Here is a 15,875-nt window from a genome sequence, read left to right as displayed (position 1 = left end):
GGACCGCGCGTTTGAGGCCCGGGATTGAACCCAGGCGCCCTCGGGTGTCAAGGAAGAGGCAAGGAAAGCGGCACGGCCGAGATGATCACGATGGCGCTCGCGTAAGGATACTCGTCCGTCATGGTCAGCGCGATCTCGGCCCGATGGCCGGGGGGCGTCATGGCGGCGAGGCGCGCCGCGGCGCCGCCGGTCAGCTTCAGGGTGGGCTGGCCGGAGGGCAGGTTCACCACGCCGAGATCCTGCATGAAGACGCCGGCCCGGAAGCCGGTGGCCAGCGCCTTGCTGGCGGCCTCCTTGGCGGCGAAGCGCTTGGCATAGGTCCCGGACCGGATTTTTTCGGCCCGGCGCTCGGCCTTCGCCCGCTCGACGGGGGTGAAGACGCGCGCGAGGAAGCGCTGGCCGTGGCGCGCCATCACCGCCTCGATGCGGCGGATGTCGCAGACGTCGTTGCCGATGCCGAGAATCATGAGTTTTCCAAGCCCTCAGACGCCGGGCGCGCGCTCCGCGCGCTTGGCTTCGCCGCGCCACTGGAGCGCCCGGCCGGAAGGTGGAGTGGGCGGCGCCGGTCGCAGTCGCGGCCGCTTTCCGGGAGCGGCGCGGCCACTCTTCGCATTACGGGCATCTCAGCTCCGCGCCCGGTCCACGCGGATCACGCCCTCGCAGGCGCGCAGCGTGCCCATGAGCTCGGCCAGATGCCGGGTGTCGCGCACCTCCACGTCGATGTTCAGGTCGCACTCGTCGTCCTCGCGCCGGCCGAGGCGCAGGTTGGTCAACACCGCCTTCTGCTTGCTGATGGCATTGGCGACGCCGGAGAGCAGCCCCTGGCCGTTCACCGCCGCGACGGCGAGGCGCACCACATGCGTGGCCGGGCCGAGCGCCCCCTGCTCCCAGTCCACATCGAGGAAGCGCTCGGGCGTGGCGGAGAAGTTCTCCAGCATGTGGCAGTCCTGGGTGTGGATGGTGACGCCCTTGCCGGTGGTGACGATGCCGACGATCTGGTCGCCCGGGATTGGATGGCAGCACTGCGCGAAATGGAGCTGCATTCCCGCCACCACGCCCGTGATCGGCGCGGCGGGCACGGAAGCCTGCTTCAGCCCGGAGCCGCGGCCGAGCCGGGCACGGCCGGCCACCAGCGCCATCGGCTCCGCCGCGCGCTGCGGCGCGCGCAGCTCCGGGAAGGCGGCATGCACCACGTCGCGCGCCGAGATGCTGCCGGAGGCGACCGCGTGATACAGCTCCTCCACGCCCGACTGGCGCAGCGCCTTCACCGCGGGCTCCAGCAGCTTCTCGGTGAATTCCAGCCCGTTCTGCCGAAACATCTTCACGATGGCGGTGCGGCCCTCGTCGCGCTGCTTCTGCTTCTCCTCGGCCTGGGCGAAGCGGCGGATGCGCGCCTGCGCCTTGCCCGACTTCACGAATTTCAGCCAGGCCGGATTGGGCTGCCCGCCCTTGGCCGTGATGATCTCGACCTGGTCGCCGTTCTCGAGCTTGTCGTGCAGCCGCACGATGCGCCCGTTCACCTTGGCGCCCACGCAGGCGTCGCCGACCTGGCTGTGGACGTGATAGGCGAAATCCACCGGCGTGGCGTCGCGCGGCAGCTCGATCAGGTCGCCCTTGGGGCTGAAGCAGAAGACGAGCTCGCGATGGAGCTCGAGCTTCGTGCTCTCCATCGCCTCATTGGCCTCGGGCTCGTTCTCCAGGATGTCGATGAGGGCGCGCACCCAGGGGAAGCTGCGCGCGGGCGCGGCCTCGCCGCCCTGTTTGTAGATCCAGTGCGCGGCCAGGCCGAACTCCGCGATGTGGTGCATCTCGCGCGTGCGGATCTGCACCTCGATCTTCGCCTCGTCGCGCCGGCCCGGCAGCAGCACGCCCGTGTGGAGCGACTGGTAGCCGTTGGTCTTGGGCGTGGAGATATAGTCCTTGAAGCGGCCGGCGATCACCTTGAAGGCATCGTGGATGGCGCCGAGCGCCAGGTAGCACTGCGCCCGCTCCGGCACGATGATGCGGAAAGCCATCACGTCCGAAAGGCCCTCGAAGGCGACGTTCTTGGCCTGCATCTTGCGCCAGATGGAGTAGGGCGACTTCTCGCGGCCGAGCACCTCCTCCACCGGCACGCCGTTCATCTCCAGCGCCTCGCGCAGCTCCTGCTCGATGTCGGGGATGATGTCGGCCGAGCGGCCGCGCAGGTAGGTGAGTCGCTGGGCGATGGTCGCCCAGGCATCGGGGTGCAGCTCGCGGAAGCCGAGCGTCTCCAGCTCGATCTTCATCCCCTCGATGCCGATGCGCTCGGCCAGCGGGGCGTAGATGTCCAGCGTCTCGCGCGCCGTGCGGTGCCGGCTCTCCGGCTTCGTCACGAAGTTCAGCGTGCGCATGTTGTGCAGCCGGTCGGCGAGCTTCACGAGCAGGACGCGCAGGTCCTCGCTCAGCGCCAGCAGCAGCTTGCGGAGGTTCTCGGCCTGCTTGGTGCGCTCGCTCTGCACCTCGATGCGGGAGAGCTTGGTGACGCCGTCCACGAGGCGCGCGATCTCGGGGCCGAAGCGGCGCTCGATCTCGGGGAGCTTGTATTCGGTGTCCTCGACGACGTCGTGCAGCAGGGCCGTCGCGATGGTGGCTGTGTCCAGCCGGTAGCCGGCCAGGATCTCGGCTACGGCGACGGGATGGATGATATAGGGCTCGCCGTTCTGGCGCTTCTGCTGCGCATGCGCCTCGGCGGCGAAGCGCCCGGCACGCAGGATCAGGTCGGCGTCGAGACGGGGGTCGGCGGCGGTGATCCGGGAACAGAATTCCAGGACCACGTCCAGGCCGGGGGCGGCGGCGCCGGTGGCCAGCCCCCCATTCGCCAGCCCTTCAGGCGCGCGCGCAACCGCCGGGTCGCCCGGGGTGGCGCGCGGGATCAAATGGCGGCCCTCAGTCCGGCTGGCCGCCGAGTTCGGCGGCGAGCTGCGCCTCGAGATCGTCGGGCGAGAATTCCTCGCCGCCCATCTCGGCCGGCAGTTCCTCGTTCACGTCCATGACGCCGAAGATGTTCTCGTTCGTGTCGATGAGGTCCATCACCTCGTCCTCGACGGGCTCCGGCTCCGGCGCGCGGCTCAGCGACTTGATGAGGTCCTGCTCGAGGGCGGGCAGCTCGACGGTCTGGTCGGCGATCTCGCGCAGGGCCACGACGGGGTTCTTGTCGTTGTCGCGGTCGATCGTCAGCGTCTCGCCGCGGCTGATGTTGCGGGCGCGCTGGGCGGCGAGCAGGACCAGCTCGAAACGGTTCGGGACCTGGAGAATGCAGTCTTCGACGGTGACGCGCGCCATGAGATACCTCGGGCATAGGGGGGCGGGCGCAGACCTGCTGCACCGCGGCGAACCGTTCAGATAAGCGTTGTGGCACGACTCCGCAAGCCGCTCAGAGCGGGCGGAGGTCCTGGGGCGGAAGGGCGGCGGTCAGCGCCGCGATTCCCTCGCCGGTGGCCGGATGATGCCAGCCCGGGGCCACCTCGGCCAGAGGGAGGAGGACGAAGGCCCGCCCCGCCATCCGGGGATGGGGCAGGATCGGCGACGGCCCGTCGCGGACGAGGCCATGGCAGTCCAGCAGGTCCAGGTCCAGCGTGCGGGGCGCATTGAGATAGGGCCGCGCGCGGTGGTGCGCCGCCTCGATCGCATGCAGCGCGGCCAGGAGGGCGGCCGGGTCCGCCGCGCCCGCCAGCCGGGCCACGCCGTTCACGAACCAGGGCGCGCCCGGCATCGGCGGGACGGGCGCGCTCTCCCACCAGCGGGAGAGCGCCTGGAGCCGCAGGCCGGGCAGCGCGTCCAGCGCGGCCGCCGCGGCGCGGCAGGTCTCGCGGGGGGCGGAACCGTCCGGGCCGGGAAGGTTCGCGCCGATGCCGATCAGGATCATCGCGGGCCCGGATAGGACATATCGCCTCGCAGAAAACGTGCTGCCGGCCCGGTCGATCGACGGGCGGGGGCGACGGCGTCTCCGGAGCGATGTTGTGGCGTCCCACCATGGCGGTGCAGGCCGCCACCAGCGGCGCGCAGGCCGAGGCGCTGCTCCCCCGCGCGAAGGCCATGCGCGAGACCCGGCCATCCTGCGGGCAGGTCGAGAACGTCCAGGCTCAATGGTCGCCCCGATTCAGGCGCCGGCGTCGAGTGCCGCCTCGACCGCCTGGATCACCTGGGGCGATTCCGGGTCGGTCCGGCTGGAGAAGCCCTCAACGCGCGTTCCGTTGCGGCGCACCAGATATTTGTGGAAGTTCCAGCCCACCGGGCCCGCCTGGCGCGCCGCCCAGGCGAAGAAGGGATGCGCCCCGGCGCCCCTCACATGGTTCAGCGCCGTGATCGGGAAGGCGATGCCGAACATGCCGTCGCAGAACTCGCGGATCTTCCCGGCGTCCGTGCTCTCCTGGTCGAAGTCGTTGGAGGGCACGCCGATCACGGTCAGCCCGCGCGCCTCGTAGCGGTCGTGCAGGCGCTGCAGCGCCGCGTATTGCGGGGTGTAGCCGCAGAAGCTCGCGGTGTTGACGATCATCAGCACGCGGCCACGGAACTGCGCGAGCGGCAGCGGGCCGCCCTCGATGGCATCGAAGCTGAAGCCGAAGGCATCGGGACCTCCCGCCATCGCGGGGCCGGTCATCGCCAGCCCCGCCAGTAGCGCACGACGCTCAACCATAGCGCTCCTCCAGCCAGGGGTCGGCATTGTTGTGGTAGCCGCGCACCTCCCAGAAGCCGGGCTGGTCGTCGGCGCGCAGCTCGATCCGCGTCACCCATTTGGCGCTCTTCCAGAAGTAGTAGCGCGGGATGACGATGCGGGCCGGGCCGCCATGCACGCGCTCCAGCGGCGCGTTGTTCCAGGAATGCGCGACCAGCACCTCCTCGGCCGCGAAGACCTCCAGCGGCACGTTGGTCGTATAGCCGTCATAGGAGTGGAAGACGACGAAGCGCGCCTCGGGCTTGGGGCGGGCCAGCATCAGCAGGTCGCGCGAGGAGACGCCGTGCCAGATGTTGTCGTAGCGCGACCAGGCGGTGACGCAGTGGATGTCGTTCCTCCACTCCTGCTGCGGCAGGGCGTTGAAGGCCTCCCAGTCGAGCGCCTGGCGCTCCTCCACCAGCCCCTCGATGCGCAGGCGCCAGCGGTCGAGCTTCACCTCCGGCTGCACACCGAGGTCGAGCACCGGGAAATCCTGCACCAGCCGCTGCCCGGGCGGCAGGCGGTCGGCCTGGGGGGTGCTGGTCTCGCCGGTGAGGAGGCGGCCCTCGCGGGCCCATTTCTCCTTGCTGGCGATCAGCTTCTCCCGGATGGAGCCGGAGAGGGTCACGCCGTCGGTCTGCTCACTCATGGTCCTGTCCTTCGCTGGGGGGATAGGTGCCCTTTCCGCCCGGCGATGCAAGATGATCCTGGCTCGGCGGGCTCCATTGCATTACCTTCATCTTCAGGGGCGGGACTGTCGTCACGAAGAAGAAGGTGAAGCCAAGATGCTTCGACGCAGCGTGTTCGCCGCCCTGGCGACACCCCTCGCCGCCCCCGCTCTGGCCCAGCCGCGCTGGGCGCCCTCCCGGCCGGTCCGGCTCATCGTCCCCTTTCCGGCCGGCGGCAGCCCGGACCTGCTGGCGCGGCTCATGGCGCCGCACGCCCAGGCGGCGCTCGGGCAGAGCGTTCTGGTCGAGAACCGCGCCGGAGCCGGCGCGACCGTCGGCTCCAACATGGTCGCGCGCGAGGCCGCGGACGGGCACACGATCCTCGTCGCCGTCATCGCTTCGCTGACCGGGCCGCTCCTGATGAACCCGCCGCCCTACGACCCGGTGCGCGACTTCCGGCCGATCTCCATGCTGGCCATCACGCCCACCGTGCTCGTCACCCGGCCCGACTTCCCGGGCCGGAACGTGCGGGAATGGCACAGCCAGCTCCAGGCCAATCCGGGCCGCTTCACCTTCGCCTCCGGGGGCGTGGGCAATCCCGCGCATCTGGCGGGCGAGCTGTATCGCAGCATGACCGGCGCCGAGATCACCCATGTCCCCTTCCGCGGCAGCGCGCCCAGCCTGACCGAGCTGCGCGCCGGCCGGGTGGACTTCACGATCGTCGACATGCCCGCGGCCCAGGCGCTCATCGCGGACCGCGCCCTCCCCGCACTGGCCGTCGGCACCGCCGGGCGGGTGCCCGCCTTCCCCGACCTGCCGACCATCGGCGAGAGCGTGGTCCCGGGCTTCGAGGCCTATAGCTGGGTGATGTGGTGGGTTCCGGCCGGCACGCCCGACGCCGTGGCGGCGCGGCTGACGGAGGTGGCGAACGCGGCCATCGCCCAGCCCGATGTCGTGGCCCGTGCCGCTTCCGCGGGCTTCCTCCTGCGCGGCACCGACGAGGCCGGCGCCCGCGCGCATGTGGCCGCGGAGAACGCGAAATGGAGCCGCGTCATCCGGGACCGCCGCCTCAGCCTCGAGGGGTAAGGAAGGCCGCCACCCGCGGCCCCCAGGCCGCGCTGCCGCCGGGCCCGTAGAAGAAGCCGTGCCCGTCGCGCCCGAAGGCGGGGGCAGCGAAGAACTCCGCCTTCCCGCCCCCCGCGCGATAGGCCTCGATCATGCGCGAGGCCAGGGCATGGTCGAAGAAGCTGTCATTGGCCGCATAGACCCAGAGCGTCGGCACCCGGGCCGACCGGCCGTAATCGCCTGCCGCGGCCACCAGCCGGTCCTCTTGGCAGACCTGGTTTGCGACGCCGCCCTGCCAGCCGCCCCGGCCGGCCGCGAAGCTCACGATGGCACCGACCTCCGGCGGGTTGAGGCTCGAGAGCGCCAGCGCGCCCCAGCCACCCGCCGACTGGCCGACGACCAGCGCCGGCCCGGGCGCCACGTCCGGCCGCGCCTGCATGGCGCGGGTGACCGCCAGGATATCGCGCGCCGATTCCAGCCCGGCGGGGCCGTAATGGCCGCGCGCGCAGCCGCCGAACGCCTCGGCCCAGGGGCCGCCGGTCGCGCCGTAGCCGCGCCGCAGGGGAATCGCCACGACATAGCCGCGCGAGGTGAACCAGCGCACCGCCTCGCTGTCGCAGGGCGTGGGGCGCATGACGGCGCGCGCCGCCGCGTCCACCGGCGAGCCGTGGTTGATGACGACCAGCCGCGCGAGGCCGCCGGCCGCGGGGCGGCAGATCCGGGTGCTGAGGAGGCGGTCGGTGTGGGGCGCCGCGATCGCGGCAAGTTCGCCGGCGCCCTCGGCGGAAAGCTCCTGCCCGTTGGCGCAGGCGCCGCTCATCAGCACCGCCGCCGCGATGAGGGCCCGGCGGATCAATCGCCCGTCTTGTTGCGCAGGACCCGCGCCTTGTCGCGCTGCCAGTCGCGCTTGGCGATGTCGGCGCGCTTGTCGTGCATCTTCTTGCCCTGAGCCAGCCCGATCACGACCTTGGCGCGGCCCTTTTCGTTGAACAGTATCTCCATCGGCACCAGCGTCGCGCCCTCGCGCGTCACCGCGCCGGCCAGCGTGCGGATTTCCTTCTGGTGCAGCAGCAGCTTCTTCGGCCGCACGGGGTCGAACTTCGCCATGAAGCTGCCGGCCTGGTACTCCGGGATGTGGCAACCGTAGAGCCACATCTCACCGTCCCGCTCGCCCGCCCAGGCCTCGGCGATGGAGGCGCGGCCCAGGCGCAGGCTCTTCACCTCGGGCCCGTGGAGCACGAGCCCGGCCTCGAAGGTCTGGCCGATCTTGTAGTCGTAGCGGGCGCGGCGGTTCTGCGACGCCGTGCCCACGCTGATGATCGATTTCTTGCGCGGTGCGGTCGCCATGATGTCCTCGGAAATGCGGCAGGCGCTGCCTCTGGGGCTTCATACACCATAGGTGCGCGGATGAGGACAGAGAGGCCGCCCCGCCTTGCCGCGCGCTGCGGCCCTGCCTAGTGACGGCGGACCTAGAGAATGGGGAGACGTTGGGCATGGATGAAGGACTGCGCACCCTTTCGCGCGCGCTTTGGGAGGCACGGCGCACGGGCCGCTCCGTCGAGAGCGCAGGCCACCGCCTGCCACTCGACCGGGACGAGGCCTATGCCGTCCAGCGCGAGGTTATCGCTCTCAGCGGCTCGGCGCCCTGCGGCTACAAGATCGGCTCCACCAGCGCCGAGGCGCAGCGGATCCTCGGCACCACCGAGCCGGGCGCGGGCCGCCTTGTCACGTCCTTCACGCATGCAAGCCCGGCCCGGCTGCCGATCGCCGCCGCCCATGGCCCTGCCGTCGAGGGGGAATTCGCCTTCCGCCTGGGCCGGGACCTGCCCGCCCGCGTCACGCCCTATGCCCCGGAGGACATCTCGGCCGCGATCGAGGCCGTGGCTGGTGCCATCGAGATGGTCGGCTCGCGCTTCGCCGGTGGGCTCGGCCAACAGGGCCGCCTGCTCACGACGGCCGACAGCAGCGCCCATATCGGCCTCGTCACCGGCCCCTGGCATCCCTGGCGCCGCCAGGACCTGCGGCCGCACCGCGTCGAGATGTTCGTGGACGGCATCGCGCGCGGCTCAGGCACGGGCGCGCGCGCGCTGGGCGACCCGCTGAACGTCCTGGCCTGGCTCGTGCGGCATCTCTCGGCTCAGGGCCAGGGCCTGCTGGCCGGCGAGATCGTCGCGACCGGCACCTGCACCGGCCTCGACCCCGTGACGCCCGGCGGGACCGCTACCGCCGATTTCGGCACCCTCGGCCGCGTCGAGATTGCCTTCACCGCCTTCGACGGCGCCTGACCGCGCCCTTCCCCATTTGCGAGATTTCGATGTTCGACACTGCCCGGACACTGAACGAGAACCAGGACAGGCTCGCCCGCCTGCTGGTCGAGGCCAACAGGACCGAAACCCTGCTCCACCCCGAGGCGCTGCAGCTCGCCCCGCTGACCGAGGCCGAGGCGCTGGAGGTCTCCTGGCGGGTCTGGGCTGCCCTCGGCCATGAGCTGGGCGGCTTCAAGGTCGGCGCGACAGCCAGGGACAACATCCGCACGCTGGGCGCGCACCGGCCGATGCTGGGCCGCCTCCGGAGGGACCGGATCTTCCGCGCACCCTACACTGTCGGATTCGATAAGCTTATGGCGCCGGTCACTGAATGCGAATTCGCCTTCGAGCTGGCGGCCGACCTTCCCGCCGGGCGCACGGACTGGCCCCCCGGGGACATCGCCGCTGAAATCGCCCGGGTCTTCCCCGCCATCGAGATCGCCGAGCGGCGCGTTCAGCGGGTCCCCGGCTATCCCTATACCCAGCTGATCGCAGACAATGCGGCGGGCGGGCGGCTTGTGCTCGGCGCGCCCCTCGCCTGGGCGGGCCAGGCGCTGAACGCCATCCCCGTCACGCTGCTGGTCGATGATGTGGTCGTAGCTCGGGGGGATGGATCGGCTGTGATGGGCGACCCGCTGGCCTCGCTGGCCTGGGTGGCGAACGAGGCCGCGCGACTCGGCCATCCCGTACGGGCGGGCGATATCCTGACCACGGGCAGTTGCACCGGCATGAAGCCGGCCGAACGCGGGACTCGCCAGACCGCCCGCTTCGGCGGCCTGGGCGAGGTGGTGATCGATTTCCGCTGAGGGGGAGCTCCACTCCCCCGGTTCGGGCGCTGGAGCTAGTTCAGCAGCCCCGCGCCGCGCATCGCGCTCTCGACCCGCTGGCGCGAGCTCTCCGCGATCGGCGCCATCGGCAGCCGGCAGAACTCGCTGCCCCGGCCCAGCAGGCTCGCCGCATACTTCACCGGGCCCGGCGAGGTCTCGCAGAACAGGGCGTCGTGAACGGGGACCAGCCGGTCCTGAATGACCATCGCGTCCTGGATGCGGCCCTCGCGCCAGGCCTTGTGCATGTCGGCGCAGAGGCGCGGCGCGATGTTGCTCGTCACTGAGATGCAGCCATGCCCGCCGGCCGCCATCAGCGCCAGCGCCGTGTGGTCCTCTCCCGAGAGCTGGATGAAGTCGGGCCCGCAGGTCATGCGCTGGTGCAGCGGCCGCGCGAGATTCGCCGTCGCGTCCTTCACGCCGATGATGTTCTTGTGCTTCGCAAGGCGCCCCATGGTCTCGGGCGTCATGTCGATCACGCTGCGCGGCGGGATGTTGTAGATGACGAGCGGCAGGTCCACCTCGTCGGCGATCGCCGTGAAGTGGAGGTACATCCCCTCCTGCGTCGGCTTGTTGTAGTAGGGCGTGACGACCAGTGTCGCATCCGCGCCGGCCTGCTTCGCATGGCGCGCGAGGTCGATCGCCTCCGCGGTGCTGTTGCTGCCGGCGCCGGCGACGACCGGCACGCGGCCGCGGGCCGTCTTCACGCAGATCTCCACCACGCGCTTGTGCTCGTCATGGCTCAGCGTGGGGGATTCGCCGGTCGTGCCCACGGGGACCAGGCCCTCGGTGCCTTCGGCGATCTGCCATTCCACGAGGTCCGCGAAGGCCTTCTCGTCCAGTTTGCCGTCGGCATGCATGGGCGTGATGAGGGCGGTCAGCGATCCCTGCAGGCGAAGGTTGGACATTGGCGGTTCCTTGTGTGCTTTGCGCACCTTGGGCGTGTGTTTCCGCACGGGCTGCGCCCATGCGGCTCCGACACATAGAACCGTAGCCCGTTCGCAACAAGCGCAGCGACCGGATTACAGGCCCGCGCCAAGAGGCTAGGGTGTCGCGATGCGCCGCATCACCGCCCTCCCGGCCCTCCTCCTCCTCGCCGGAACCGTCTGGATCAATCCGCTGTCGGCCCAGCCGTCCCGGGAAGCCGGCCGGCAGGCGCTCTCCGCCGTCCAGGCCCAGCGCTGGAGCGAGGCGCAATCGGCCGCGGCCGCCGCCGATCCGCTCGTCGCCAAGATGGTCACCTGGTCGCGCCTGTCCCAGCGCGGGGGCGCGGCCAGCGCCGGCGAGATCGTCGCCTTCATCGAGACCGCCGCCGACTGGCCGGGCCAGGACAGCCTCTCCCGCCGCGCGGAGGAACTGCTGGCCGCCGACCCCGACGACGCGCTGGCGCTGCGCTTCTTCAACGGCCGCCCCGCGCGCACGCTGGACGGCGCCACGCGCCACGTCGCCGCCCTGCTCAATGCCGGCCGCCAGGCCGAGGCGCGGAGCGCCGCCGCCCGCGCCTGGGGCGACGACACCGGTTCGGACGCCTTCGCCGAGACCACCTTCCTCGAACGCGCCGGCTCCCTGCTGACGCCCGACGATCATTGGCGTCGCTTCAACCGCTTCTCCTTCGGCCGCGACTTCGCCGCCGGACAGCGGTTGCTGCCCCTGCTGGACCCGGGCCGGCAGCCCCTCGCGCAGCTTCGCCTCGCCTATGCCGCTGGCGGCGGCACCGACCCCGACCCGGCCGCCGCCGCGCGGGACGCGGGCGCCACGCTGGAGCGCGCCCGCATGCTGCGCCGCGCCGAGCGCGACGGCGACGCGGCCGCGGCCTGGGCCGCCGGCGCCGCTTCGCAGGTGGGGCTGCCGGCCGAGGCCCAGCGCGCCATCTGGACCGAGCGCCAGGTGCTGGCGCGCAAGTTGATCCGCCTCGGCGATCCGCGCACGGCCTACGTCGTCGCCGCGCAGAACGGGCAGACCATCGCCGGCGAGCCGCGGCAGGAGGCGGAGTTCCTCGCGGGCTTCATCGCGCTCCGTCTGCTCGACGATCCCGCGCGCGCCCTGCCGCATTTCCAGCGCCTCGCCGAAGGCAGCCGCAGCGCCATCACCCAGGCCCGCGCCGCCTATTGGCAGGGGCGGGCCGAGCGCGACCCGGCCCGCGCCGCCGCCCATTTCCAGCGCGCGGCCGGCTTCCCGGTGGCCTTCTACGGCCAGATGGGCTCCATCGCCCTGGGCGAGAGCGGCGCGCAGCTCTCCTCGCGGATCCTCAACCTCGCGGTGCCGCGCCCCACTGACGCCGAGGCGCGCGCCTTCCTTGGCCGGGAGCTGCCCCGGCTGGTCATGACGCTGGGCGAGATGGGGGAGGCCGGCCGGTCCCGCCCCTTCCTGCTGCGGCTGGAGGAAACGGCCGCCCACAATGGCGAGCGCCTGCTGATCGCCCGCCTCGCCACCGTCATCGGCCGGCCGGACTTCGCCGTCTGGGTGGCCCGGCGCGGCGGCGCGCAGGGGGCCATGCTCGTCGAGGACGGCTGGCCCGCCCCCTATGCCGCGCCCGAGGGCCATGCCGAGCCGGCCGTGGTCTTCGCGATCACCCGGCAGGAGAGCAACTTCCAGGTCGACGCCGTTTCCTCCGCGAGCGCGCGCGGGCTGATGCAGCTGATGCCCGCGACGGCGCAATCCGTCGCCCGGCGGATCGGCATTCCGCATCAGCTGGGGTGGCTGACCACCGACCCGACGCACAATATCCGCCTCGGCTCCTTCTATATCCAGGACCGGCTGGACAGCTTCGGCGGCGTGATGGCCTTCGCCGCCGCCGCCTACAATGCGGGCGGCGGCCGCGTGACCGAATGGATCGGCACCTTCGGCGACCCGCGCTCGGGCCAGATCCGCATGCTGGACTGGATGGAGCTGATCCCCTTCTCCGAGACGCGCAACTACGTGCAGCGCGTGATCGAGAACGTCGCGGTCTATCGCGCGAAGAATCCCGCCACCTCCTCCCTCGAGCATCCCATGGCCGCATGGGCCCGCTGAGGGCCGTCGCCTCGCTGGGCGGCATCGGCTTCCTGCGGCCGGCGCCCGGCACCTGGGGCTCCGCCGCCGTGCTGCCGATCGCGCTGCTGCCGGCATGGGCGGCGCTGGTCGCAGCGCTGGTCTTCACGCTCGCTGGCTATTGGGCCGTGGCACGTCTGCCCGAAGCGGCGGCCGATCCGGGCTGGGTGGTGGTGGACGAGGCGGCCGGGCAGTCGCTGGCGCTGGCCGCGGCCTCCGGCTGGATCGGCGTGGCGCTCGCCTTCGCGCTGTTCCGCGCCTTCGACATCCTCAAGCCCGGCCCGGTGGGCTGGGCCGACCGGCGGAAGGGTGCCTTCGGCGTGATGGCGGACGACGTGATCGCCGGCGCGATGGCCGCTGCCATCCTGCTCATTCTTGCGGCGTTGGGACTGGCATGATGCTCGACGACCAGACACTGGCCGAGGCCGCCGCGCTGCTGGAGGCGATGAAGGCGCGCAACCTCACCCTCGCCACCGCGGAAAGCTGCACGGGCGGGCTGATCGCCGCCGCGCTGACCGCCGTCGCCGGCTCCTCCGCGGTCGTGCTCGCGGGCTTCGTCACCTATTCCAACGCGGCCAAGACCGCCATGGTCGGCGTTCCCGCCGAGCTGATCCATCGCGTCGGCGCCGTCTCCGAGGAGGTGGCCCGCGCCATGGCCGAGGGCGCGCTGGCCCGCTCCGGCGCCTCGATCGCCCTCTCCTGCACCGGCGTCGCCGGGCCGGGCGGCGGCAGCGCCGAGAAGCCGGTGGGCCTCGTGCATCTCGGCGCCGCCATGGCCGGGCATGGCGCGTTCCCGGCCAGGACCCTTCATGCGAAGCGCCTCTTCCCCGGCGACCGCGGGGCCATCCGCGCCGCAACCGTTCGCGAGGCTTTCGCCCTGGCCCGATCCCTGCTGGACGCTATATGAGCAGCATCAGGAGCACCCACCCCATGGCCGATGACGAAGACGACGAATGGGAAGTCCCGGAAGCCTTCCAGCCCGACCCCTCGGAATTCTCCTTCGACCTGGAGGAGCGGCTGGCCAGCGTGGTCGCGATCAAGTCGCTAGTGCCGCCGGACGCGACTTCGGCGCCGGCCCTGGGCGTGGAGCGCGAGGGCTCGGGCGTCTGGATCGACGCGGGCGGGCTGGTGCTGACCATCGGCTATCTCATCACCGAGGCCGAGACGGTCTGGATCACCGCCAATGACGGCCGCGTGGTCGAGGGCACGCCGCTCGGCATGGATTTCGAGACCGGCTTCGGCCTGGTGCAGACGCTGGGACGGCTGCCGGGGCAGAAGGTCGCCCCGCTCGGCGATTCCGAAGCGATGCGCCACGGCACCTCGGGCGTGCTGGCCGCGGCCGGCGGGCGCAGCCATTCGCTGGCCTGCACCGTCGCCGCCCGCCAGCCCTTCGCCGGCTATTGGGAATACCTGCTGGAGAACGCGATCTTCACCGCGCCGGCGCATCCGCATTGGGGGGGCGCGGGGCTGTTCGGAGCCGACGGGAAGCTGGTCGGCATCGGCTCGCTGATCCTTCAGCAGGGGCAGCAGGGCGGCAAGCGGCTGGACCTGAACATGGTCGTCCCCGTCAGCGAGCTGCTGCCCATCCTGGAGACGCTGCGCCGCACCGGGCATTCCGGCCGCCCCGCCCGGCCCTGGCTCGGCCTCTACGCGACCGAGGACGACGAGGCGGTGGGCGTGGGCTCCCTCGCCAAGGGCGGCCCGGCCGAGAAGGCCGGCGTGAAGCCGCGCGACCGCATCATCGCCGTGGACGGGCAGGCGGTGAGCGACCTGGCCTCCCTCTGGACCGCCGTGCGCGCGGCCGGCCCGGCGGGCGCCGAGGTGCGGCTGACGCTGGCCCGCGGCAGCCGTCAGCTCGACCTCGCCATCACCAGCAGCGACCGCGCGCGGCACCTGAAGGCGCCCCGGCTGCACTGAAGCCACACCCGGCCAGGGACCTGTGCTCGGGCTGCAACCGCGATCCTGCTGGAAGGTTGTCCGCCGCAGGAGGATCGGGTCGATGCTTGCGCGCAGTTATGCCTTCGTCTCGGACGTGATCGAGGGCTTCCTGGCCGACGAGGCGCTGACGCGCGCCGCGGCCATCGCCTACTTCGCCCTCTTCTCGCTGGGGCCCCTGCTCTTCCTCATCACCGGCCTCGCCGGCCTCGTCTTCGGCGAGGAGGAGGTGCGCCGGGCGCTGGCGGCGCAGCTGCGCGACCTCGTCGGCCAGGACGCCGCCGGCGCGGTGCAGCGCATGTCGGACGACGCGCTGGGCGATGCCAGGGGCGGCTTCGCGCTGACCCTCGGCATCGTGACGCTGATGCTCACCGCCTCCGGCGCCTTCGGCGCGCTGCAGGGCGCGCTCAACGCCATCTGGAAGACCGAGGTGCCGCCGGCCGATGAGACCAGCACGGCCGCCGCCATCACCGCCTTCGTGAGGGCCAAGGCGCTCAGCATCGGCCTCGTGGGCACGACGGGTTTCCTGCTGCTGGTCTCGCTGGTGGTGAGCACCGCCATCTCCTCCTTCGAGCAATGGCTGAAGGACAGGATGCCGGGGCTCGACATCCTCATCGGCGGCGTGAACTTCGTCGTCTCGCTTGGCTTCATCACGGCGCTTTTCGCCGCGATCTACAAGATCCTGCCGGACCGCAAGCTGCAGTGGCGCGACGTCTTCGTCGGGGCCTTCGTGACCGCGCTGCTCTTCGGCATCGGCAAGATGGCCATCAGCTTCTACATCGGCCGGCCCAGCGCCACGCAAGGCTTCGGCGCGGCGGGCGCGCTCGCGATCGTGCTGCTGTGGCTCTACTACTCGGCGGTGATCTTCCTGCTGGGGGCGGAGTTCACGCGGGCCTGGTCGGGCAAGGCGCCGGCCGCGCCCCCCAAGCCGCCGCCGGTGAATGCCGAGACCCTGCCGGCGGCGAACCTGAAGCCCGTCCGCGAGGCCGCCGAGGCGGCACGCCGGCAGGACGAGACGCAGGCCGCCTGGATCCTGGCGGTGCTGGCCGCCTTCACCGCAATGGGCTGGCGCGGCAGGCGCGTCCGGCCGACCTCTGGAGAACTGACATGAACGGTGTGGGCTTTTTCGGCGCGATCGTCATCGGGCTTCTGGCCGGATGGATCGCGGAACGGCTGATGTCGCGCAGCCACGGGCTGATCATGAACCTGATCGTGGGTCTGGTCGGCGCGCTGCTGGGCGGATGGGTCGCGAGCCTGCTCGGCTTCGCCTATCGCGGCTGGCTGCCGAGCCTGCTGGTCTCGACCCTCGGAGCCGTGCTGCTGCTGTGGCTGCTCAGCGCGATGCGGCGCAAGGCCTGACCCTGGGCCAGGG

Annotated in this window: 18 protein-coding genes; 9 read left to right on the top strand and 9 right to left on the bottom strand. The window is 71.7% G+C overall.

The annotated features are described in order from the left end of the window. Positions 1-47: 47 nt before the first annotated feature. The 6 genes from acpS to EJV46_RS20925 all read right to left on the bottom strand — a co-directional run bounded on the left by acpS (position 48) and on the right by EJV46_RS20925 (position 5,324). A complete protein-coding gene (acpS, locus tag EJV46_RS20950) occupies positions 48-467 on the bottom strand; it encodes a holo-ACP synthase (RefSeq protein ID WP_131550675.1) in 420 nt (139 codons plus the stop codon). A gap of 156 nt (positions 468-623) precedes the next feature. Then, positions 624-2,897: a bifunctional (p)ppGpp synthetase/guanosine-3',5'-bis(diphosphate) 3'-pyrophosphohydrolase gene (locus EJV46_RS20945; RefSeq protein WP_131550674.1), complete on the bottom strand. Its 2,274-nt coding sequence runs from the start codon at positions 2,895-2,897 to the stop codon at positions 624-626. 10 nt (positions 2,898-2,907) lie between these two features. Further along, a complete protein-coding gene (gene rpoZ, locus EJV46_RS20940; RefSeq protein WP_131550673.1) occupies positions 2,908-3,303 on the bottom strand; it encodes a DNA-directed RNA polymerase subunit omega in 396 nt (131 codons plus the stop codon). Between the two features lie 91 nt (positions 3,304-3,394). After that, positions 3,395-3,886: a 2-amino-4-hydroxy-6-hydroxymethyldihydropteridine diphosphokinase gene (gene folK / locus EJV46_RS20935; protein WP_131550672.1), complete on the bottom strand. Its 492-nt coding sequence runs from the start codon at positions 3,884-3,886 to the stop codon at positions 3,395-3,397. Between the two features lie 234 nt (positions 3,887-4,120). Further along, positions 4,121-4,657, bottom strand: a complete 537-nt coding sequence (locus EJV46_RS20930; protein ID WP_206020893.1) for a glutathione peroxidase — start codon at positions 4,655-4,657, stop codon at positions 4,121-4,123. Beyond that, positions 4,650-5,324: a sulfite oxidase-like oxidoreductase gene (locus EJV46_RS20925; protein WP_131550671.1), complete on the bottom strand. Its 675-nt coding sequence runs from the start codon at positions 5,322-5,324 to the stop codon at positions 4,650-4,652. Before EJV46_RS20925 ends, EJV46_RS20930 begins: the two co-directional genes overlap by 8 nt. A gap of 136 nt (positions 5,325-5,460) precedes the next feature. On the opposite strand from EJV46_RS20925, the gene EJV46_RS20920 reads away from it, so the two are divergent. Next, entirely contained in the window at positions 5,461-6,429 is a 969-nt protein-coding gene (locus EJV46_RS20920) for a tripartite tricarboxylate transporter substrate-binding protein (protein ID WP_165585652.1), read from the top strand. Here EJV46_RS20920 and EJV46_RS20915 read toward each other — a convergent pair. Both EJV46_RS20915 and smpB read right to left on the bottom strand, forming a co-directional pair. Continuing rightward, positions 6,413-7,264, bottom strand: a complete 852-nt coding sequence (locus EJV46_RS20915) for a S9 family peptidase (RefSeq protein ID WP_206020892.1) — start codon at positions 7,262-7,264, stop codon at positions 6,413-6,415. The genes EJV46_RS20920 and EJV46_RS20915 overlap by 17 nt on opposite strands. Beyond that, entirely contained in the window at positions 7,261-7,755 is a 495-nt protein-coding gene (gene smpB, locus EJV46_RS20910; RefSeq protein WP_131550668.1) for an SsrA-binding protein SmpB, read from the bottom strand. The genes EJV46_RS20915 and smpB overlap by 4 nt, the downstream gene beginning before the upstream one ends. Positions 7,756-7,901: 146 nt before the next feature. On the opposite strand from smpB, the gene EJV46_RS20905 reads away from it, so the two are divergent. Together EJV46_RS20905 and EJV46_RS20900 are read left to right on the top strand one after the other, a co-directional pair. After that, a complete protein-coding gene (locus tag EJV46_RS20905) occupies positions 7,902-8,693 on the top strand; it encodes a 2-keto-4-pentenoate hydratase (RefSeq protein ID WP_131550667.1) in 792 nt (263 codons plus the stop codon). Positions 8,694-8,722: 29 nt separating this feature from the next. Further along, the gene (locus tag EJV46_RS20900; RefSeq protein ID WP_131550666.1) at positions 8,723-9,520 is read left to right on the top strand and encodes a 2-keto-4-pentenoate hydratase; all 798 of its coding nucleotides are present in this window, start codon (positions 8,723-8,725) and stop codon (positions 9,518-9,520) included. A 35-nt stretch (positions 9,521-9,555) separates the two neighbouring features. Here EJV46_RS20900 and dapA read toward each other — a convergent pair whose 3' ends face one another. Then, entirely contained in the window at positions 9,556-10,446 is an 891-nt protein-coding gene (gene dapA, locus EJV46_RS20895) for a 4-hydroxy-tetrahydrodipicolinate synthase (RefSeq protein WP_131550665.1), read from the bottom strand. Between the two features lie 148 nt (positions 10,447-10,594). Here dapA and EJV46_RS20890 point away from each other — a divergent pair, with 148 nt between their 5' ends. The 6 genes from EJV46_RS20890 to EJV46_RS20865 all read left to right on the top strand — a co-directional run bounded on the left by EJV46_RS20890 (position 10,595) and on the right by EJV46_RS20865 (position 15,862). Next, on the top strand, positions 10,595-12,550 hold the full coding sequence (locus tag EJV46_RS20890) for a lytic transglycosylase domain-containing protein (protein WP_131550664.1): 1,956 nt from the start codon (positions 10,595-10,597) through the stop codon (positions 12,548-12,550). After that, entirely contained in the window at positions 12,538-12,966 is a 429-nt protein-coding gene (locus tag EJV46_RS20885; protein WP_131550663.1) for a phosphatidylglycerophosphatase A, read from the top strand. The genes EJV46_RS20890 and EJV46_RS20885 overlap by 13 nt, the downstream gene beginning before the upstream one ends. Continuing rightward, positions 12,966-13,475 carry a CinA family protein gene (locus EJV46_RS20880; RefSeq protein ID WP_131550722.1) on the top strand — a complete coding sequence of 170 codons (510 nt, stop codon included), beginning with the start codon at positions 12,966-12,968 and terminating at the stop codon, positions 13,473-13,475. The genes EJV46_RS20885 and EJV46_RS20880 overlap by 1 nt, the downstream gene beginning before the upstream one ends. A 23-nt stretch (positions 13,476-13,498) precedes the next feature. Beyond that, positions 13,499-14,485: a S1C family serine protease gene (locus tag EJV46_RS20875; RefSeq protein WP_131550662.1), complete on the top strand. Its 987-nt coding sequence runs from the start codon at positions 13,499-13,501 to the stop codon at positions 14,483-14,485. A gap of 82 nt (positions 14,486-14,567) precedes the next feature. Then, entirely contained in the window at positions 14,568-15,614 is a 1,047-nt protein-coding gene (locus tag EJV46_RS20870) for a YihY/virulence factor BrkB family protein (RefSeq protein ID WP_131550660.1), read from the top strand. After that, positions 15,611-15,862, top strand: a complete 252-nt coding sequence (locus tag EJV46_RS20865) for a GlsB/YeaQ/YmgE family stress response membrane protein (protein WP_131550659.1) — start codon at positions 15,611-15,613, stop codon at positions 15,860-15,862. The genes EJV46_RS20870 and EJV46_RS20865 overlap by 4 nt, the downstream gene beginning before the upstream one ends. Positions 15,863-15,875: the final 13 nt, after the last annotated feature.

The sequence above is a fragment of the Roseococcus sp. SYP-B2431 genome, from assembly GCF_004336745.1.
GTDB lineage: Bacteria > Pseudomonadota > Alphaproteobacteria > Acetobacterales > Acetobacteraceae > Roseococcus.
This window is presented reverse-complemented; position numbering and strand designations above follow the sequence as displayed.

Coding starts and splice junctions, on each gene's coding strand:
- EJV46_RS20865 (WP_131550659.1), top strand. CDS start 15,611: ATGAACGGTGTGGGCTTTTTCGGCGCGATCGTCATCGGGCTTCTGGCC.
- EJV46_RS20930 (WP_206020893.1), bottom strand. CDS start 4,657: ATGGTTGAGCGTCGTGCGCTACTGGCGGGGCTGGCGATGACCGGCCCC.
- dapA (WP_131550665.1), bottom strand. CDS start 10,446: ATGTCCAACCTTCGCCTGCAGGGATCGCTGACCGCCCTCATCACGCCC.
- EJV46_RS20905 (WP_131550667.1), top strand. CDS start 7,902: ATGGATGAAGGACTGCGCACCCTTTCGCGCGCGCTTTGGGAGGCACGG.
- EJV46_RS20900 (WP_131550666.1), top strand. CDS start 8,723: ATGTTCGACACTGCCCGGACACTGAACGAGAACCAGGACAGGCTCGCC.
- acpS (WP_131550675.1), bottom strand. CDS start 467: ATGATTCTCGGCATCGGCAACGACGTCTGCGACATCCGCCGCATCGAG.
- EJV46_RS20885 (WP_131550663.1), top strand. CDS start 12,538: ATGGGCCCGCTGAGGGCCGTCGCCTCGCTGGGCGGCATCGGCTTCCTG.
- EJV46_RS20875 (WP_131550662.1), top strand. CDS start 13,499: ATGGCCGATGACGAAGACGACGAATGGGAAGTCCCGGAAGCCTTCCAG.
- EJV46_RS20880 (WP_131550722.1), top strand. CDS start 12,966: ATGCTCGACGACCAGACACTGGCCGAGGCCGCCGCGCTGCTGGAGGCG.
- smpB (WP_131550668.1), bottom strand. CDS start 7,755: ATGGCGACCGCACCGCGCAAGAAATCGATCATCAGCGTGGGCACGGCG.
- EJV46_RS20890 (WP_131550664.1), top strand. CDS start 10,595: ATGCGCCGCATCACCGCCCTCCCGGCCCTCCTCCTCCTCGCCGGAACC.
- EJV46_RS20920 (WP_165585652.1), top strand. CDS start 5,461: ATGCTTCGACGCAGCGTGTTCGCCGCCCTGGCGACACCCCTCGCCGCC.
- folK (WP_131550672.1), bottom strand. CDS start 3,886: ATGATCCTGATCGGCATCGGCGCGAACCTTCCCGGCCCGGACGGTTCC.
- EJV46_RS20925 (WP_131550671.1), bottom strand. CDS start 5,324: ATGAGTGAGCAGACCGACGGCGTGACCCTCTCCGGCTCCATCCGGGAG.
- rpoZ (WP_131550673.1), bottom strand. CDS start 3,303: ATGGCGCGCGTCACCGTCGAAGACTGCATTCTCCAGGTCCCGAACCGT.
- EJV46_RS20870 (WP_131550660.1), top strand. CDS start 14,568: ATGCTTGCGCGCAGTTATGCCTTCGTCTCGGACGTGATCGAGGGCTTC.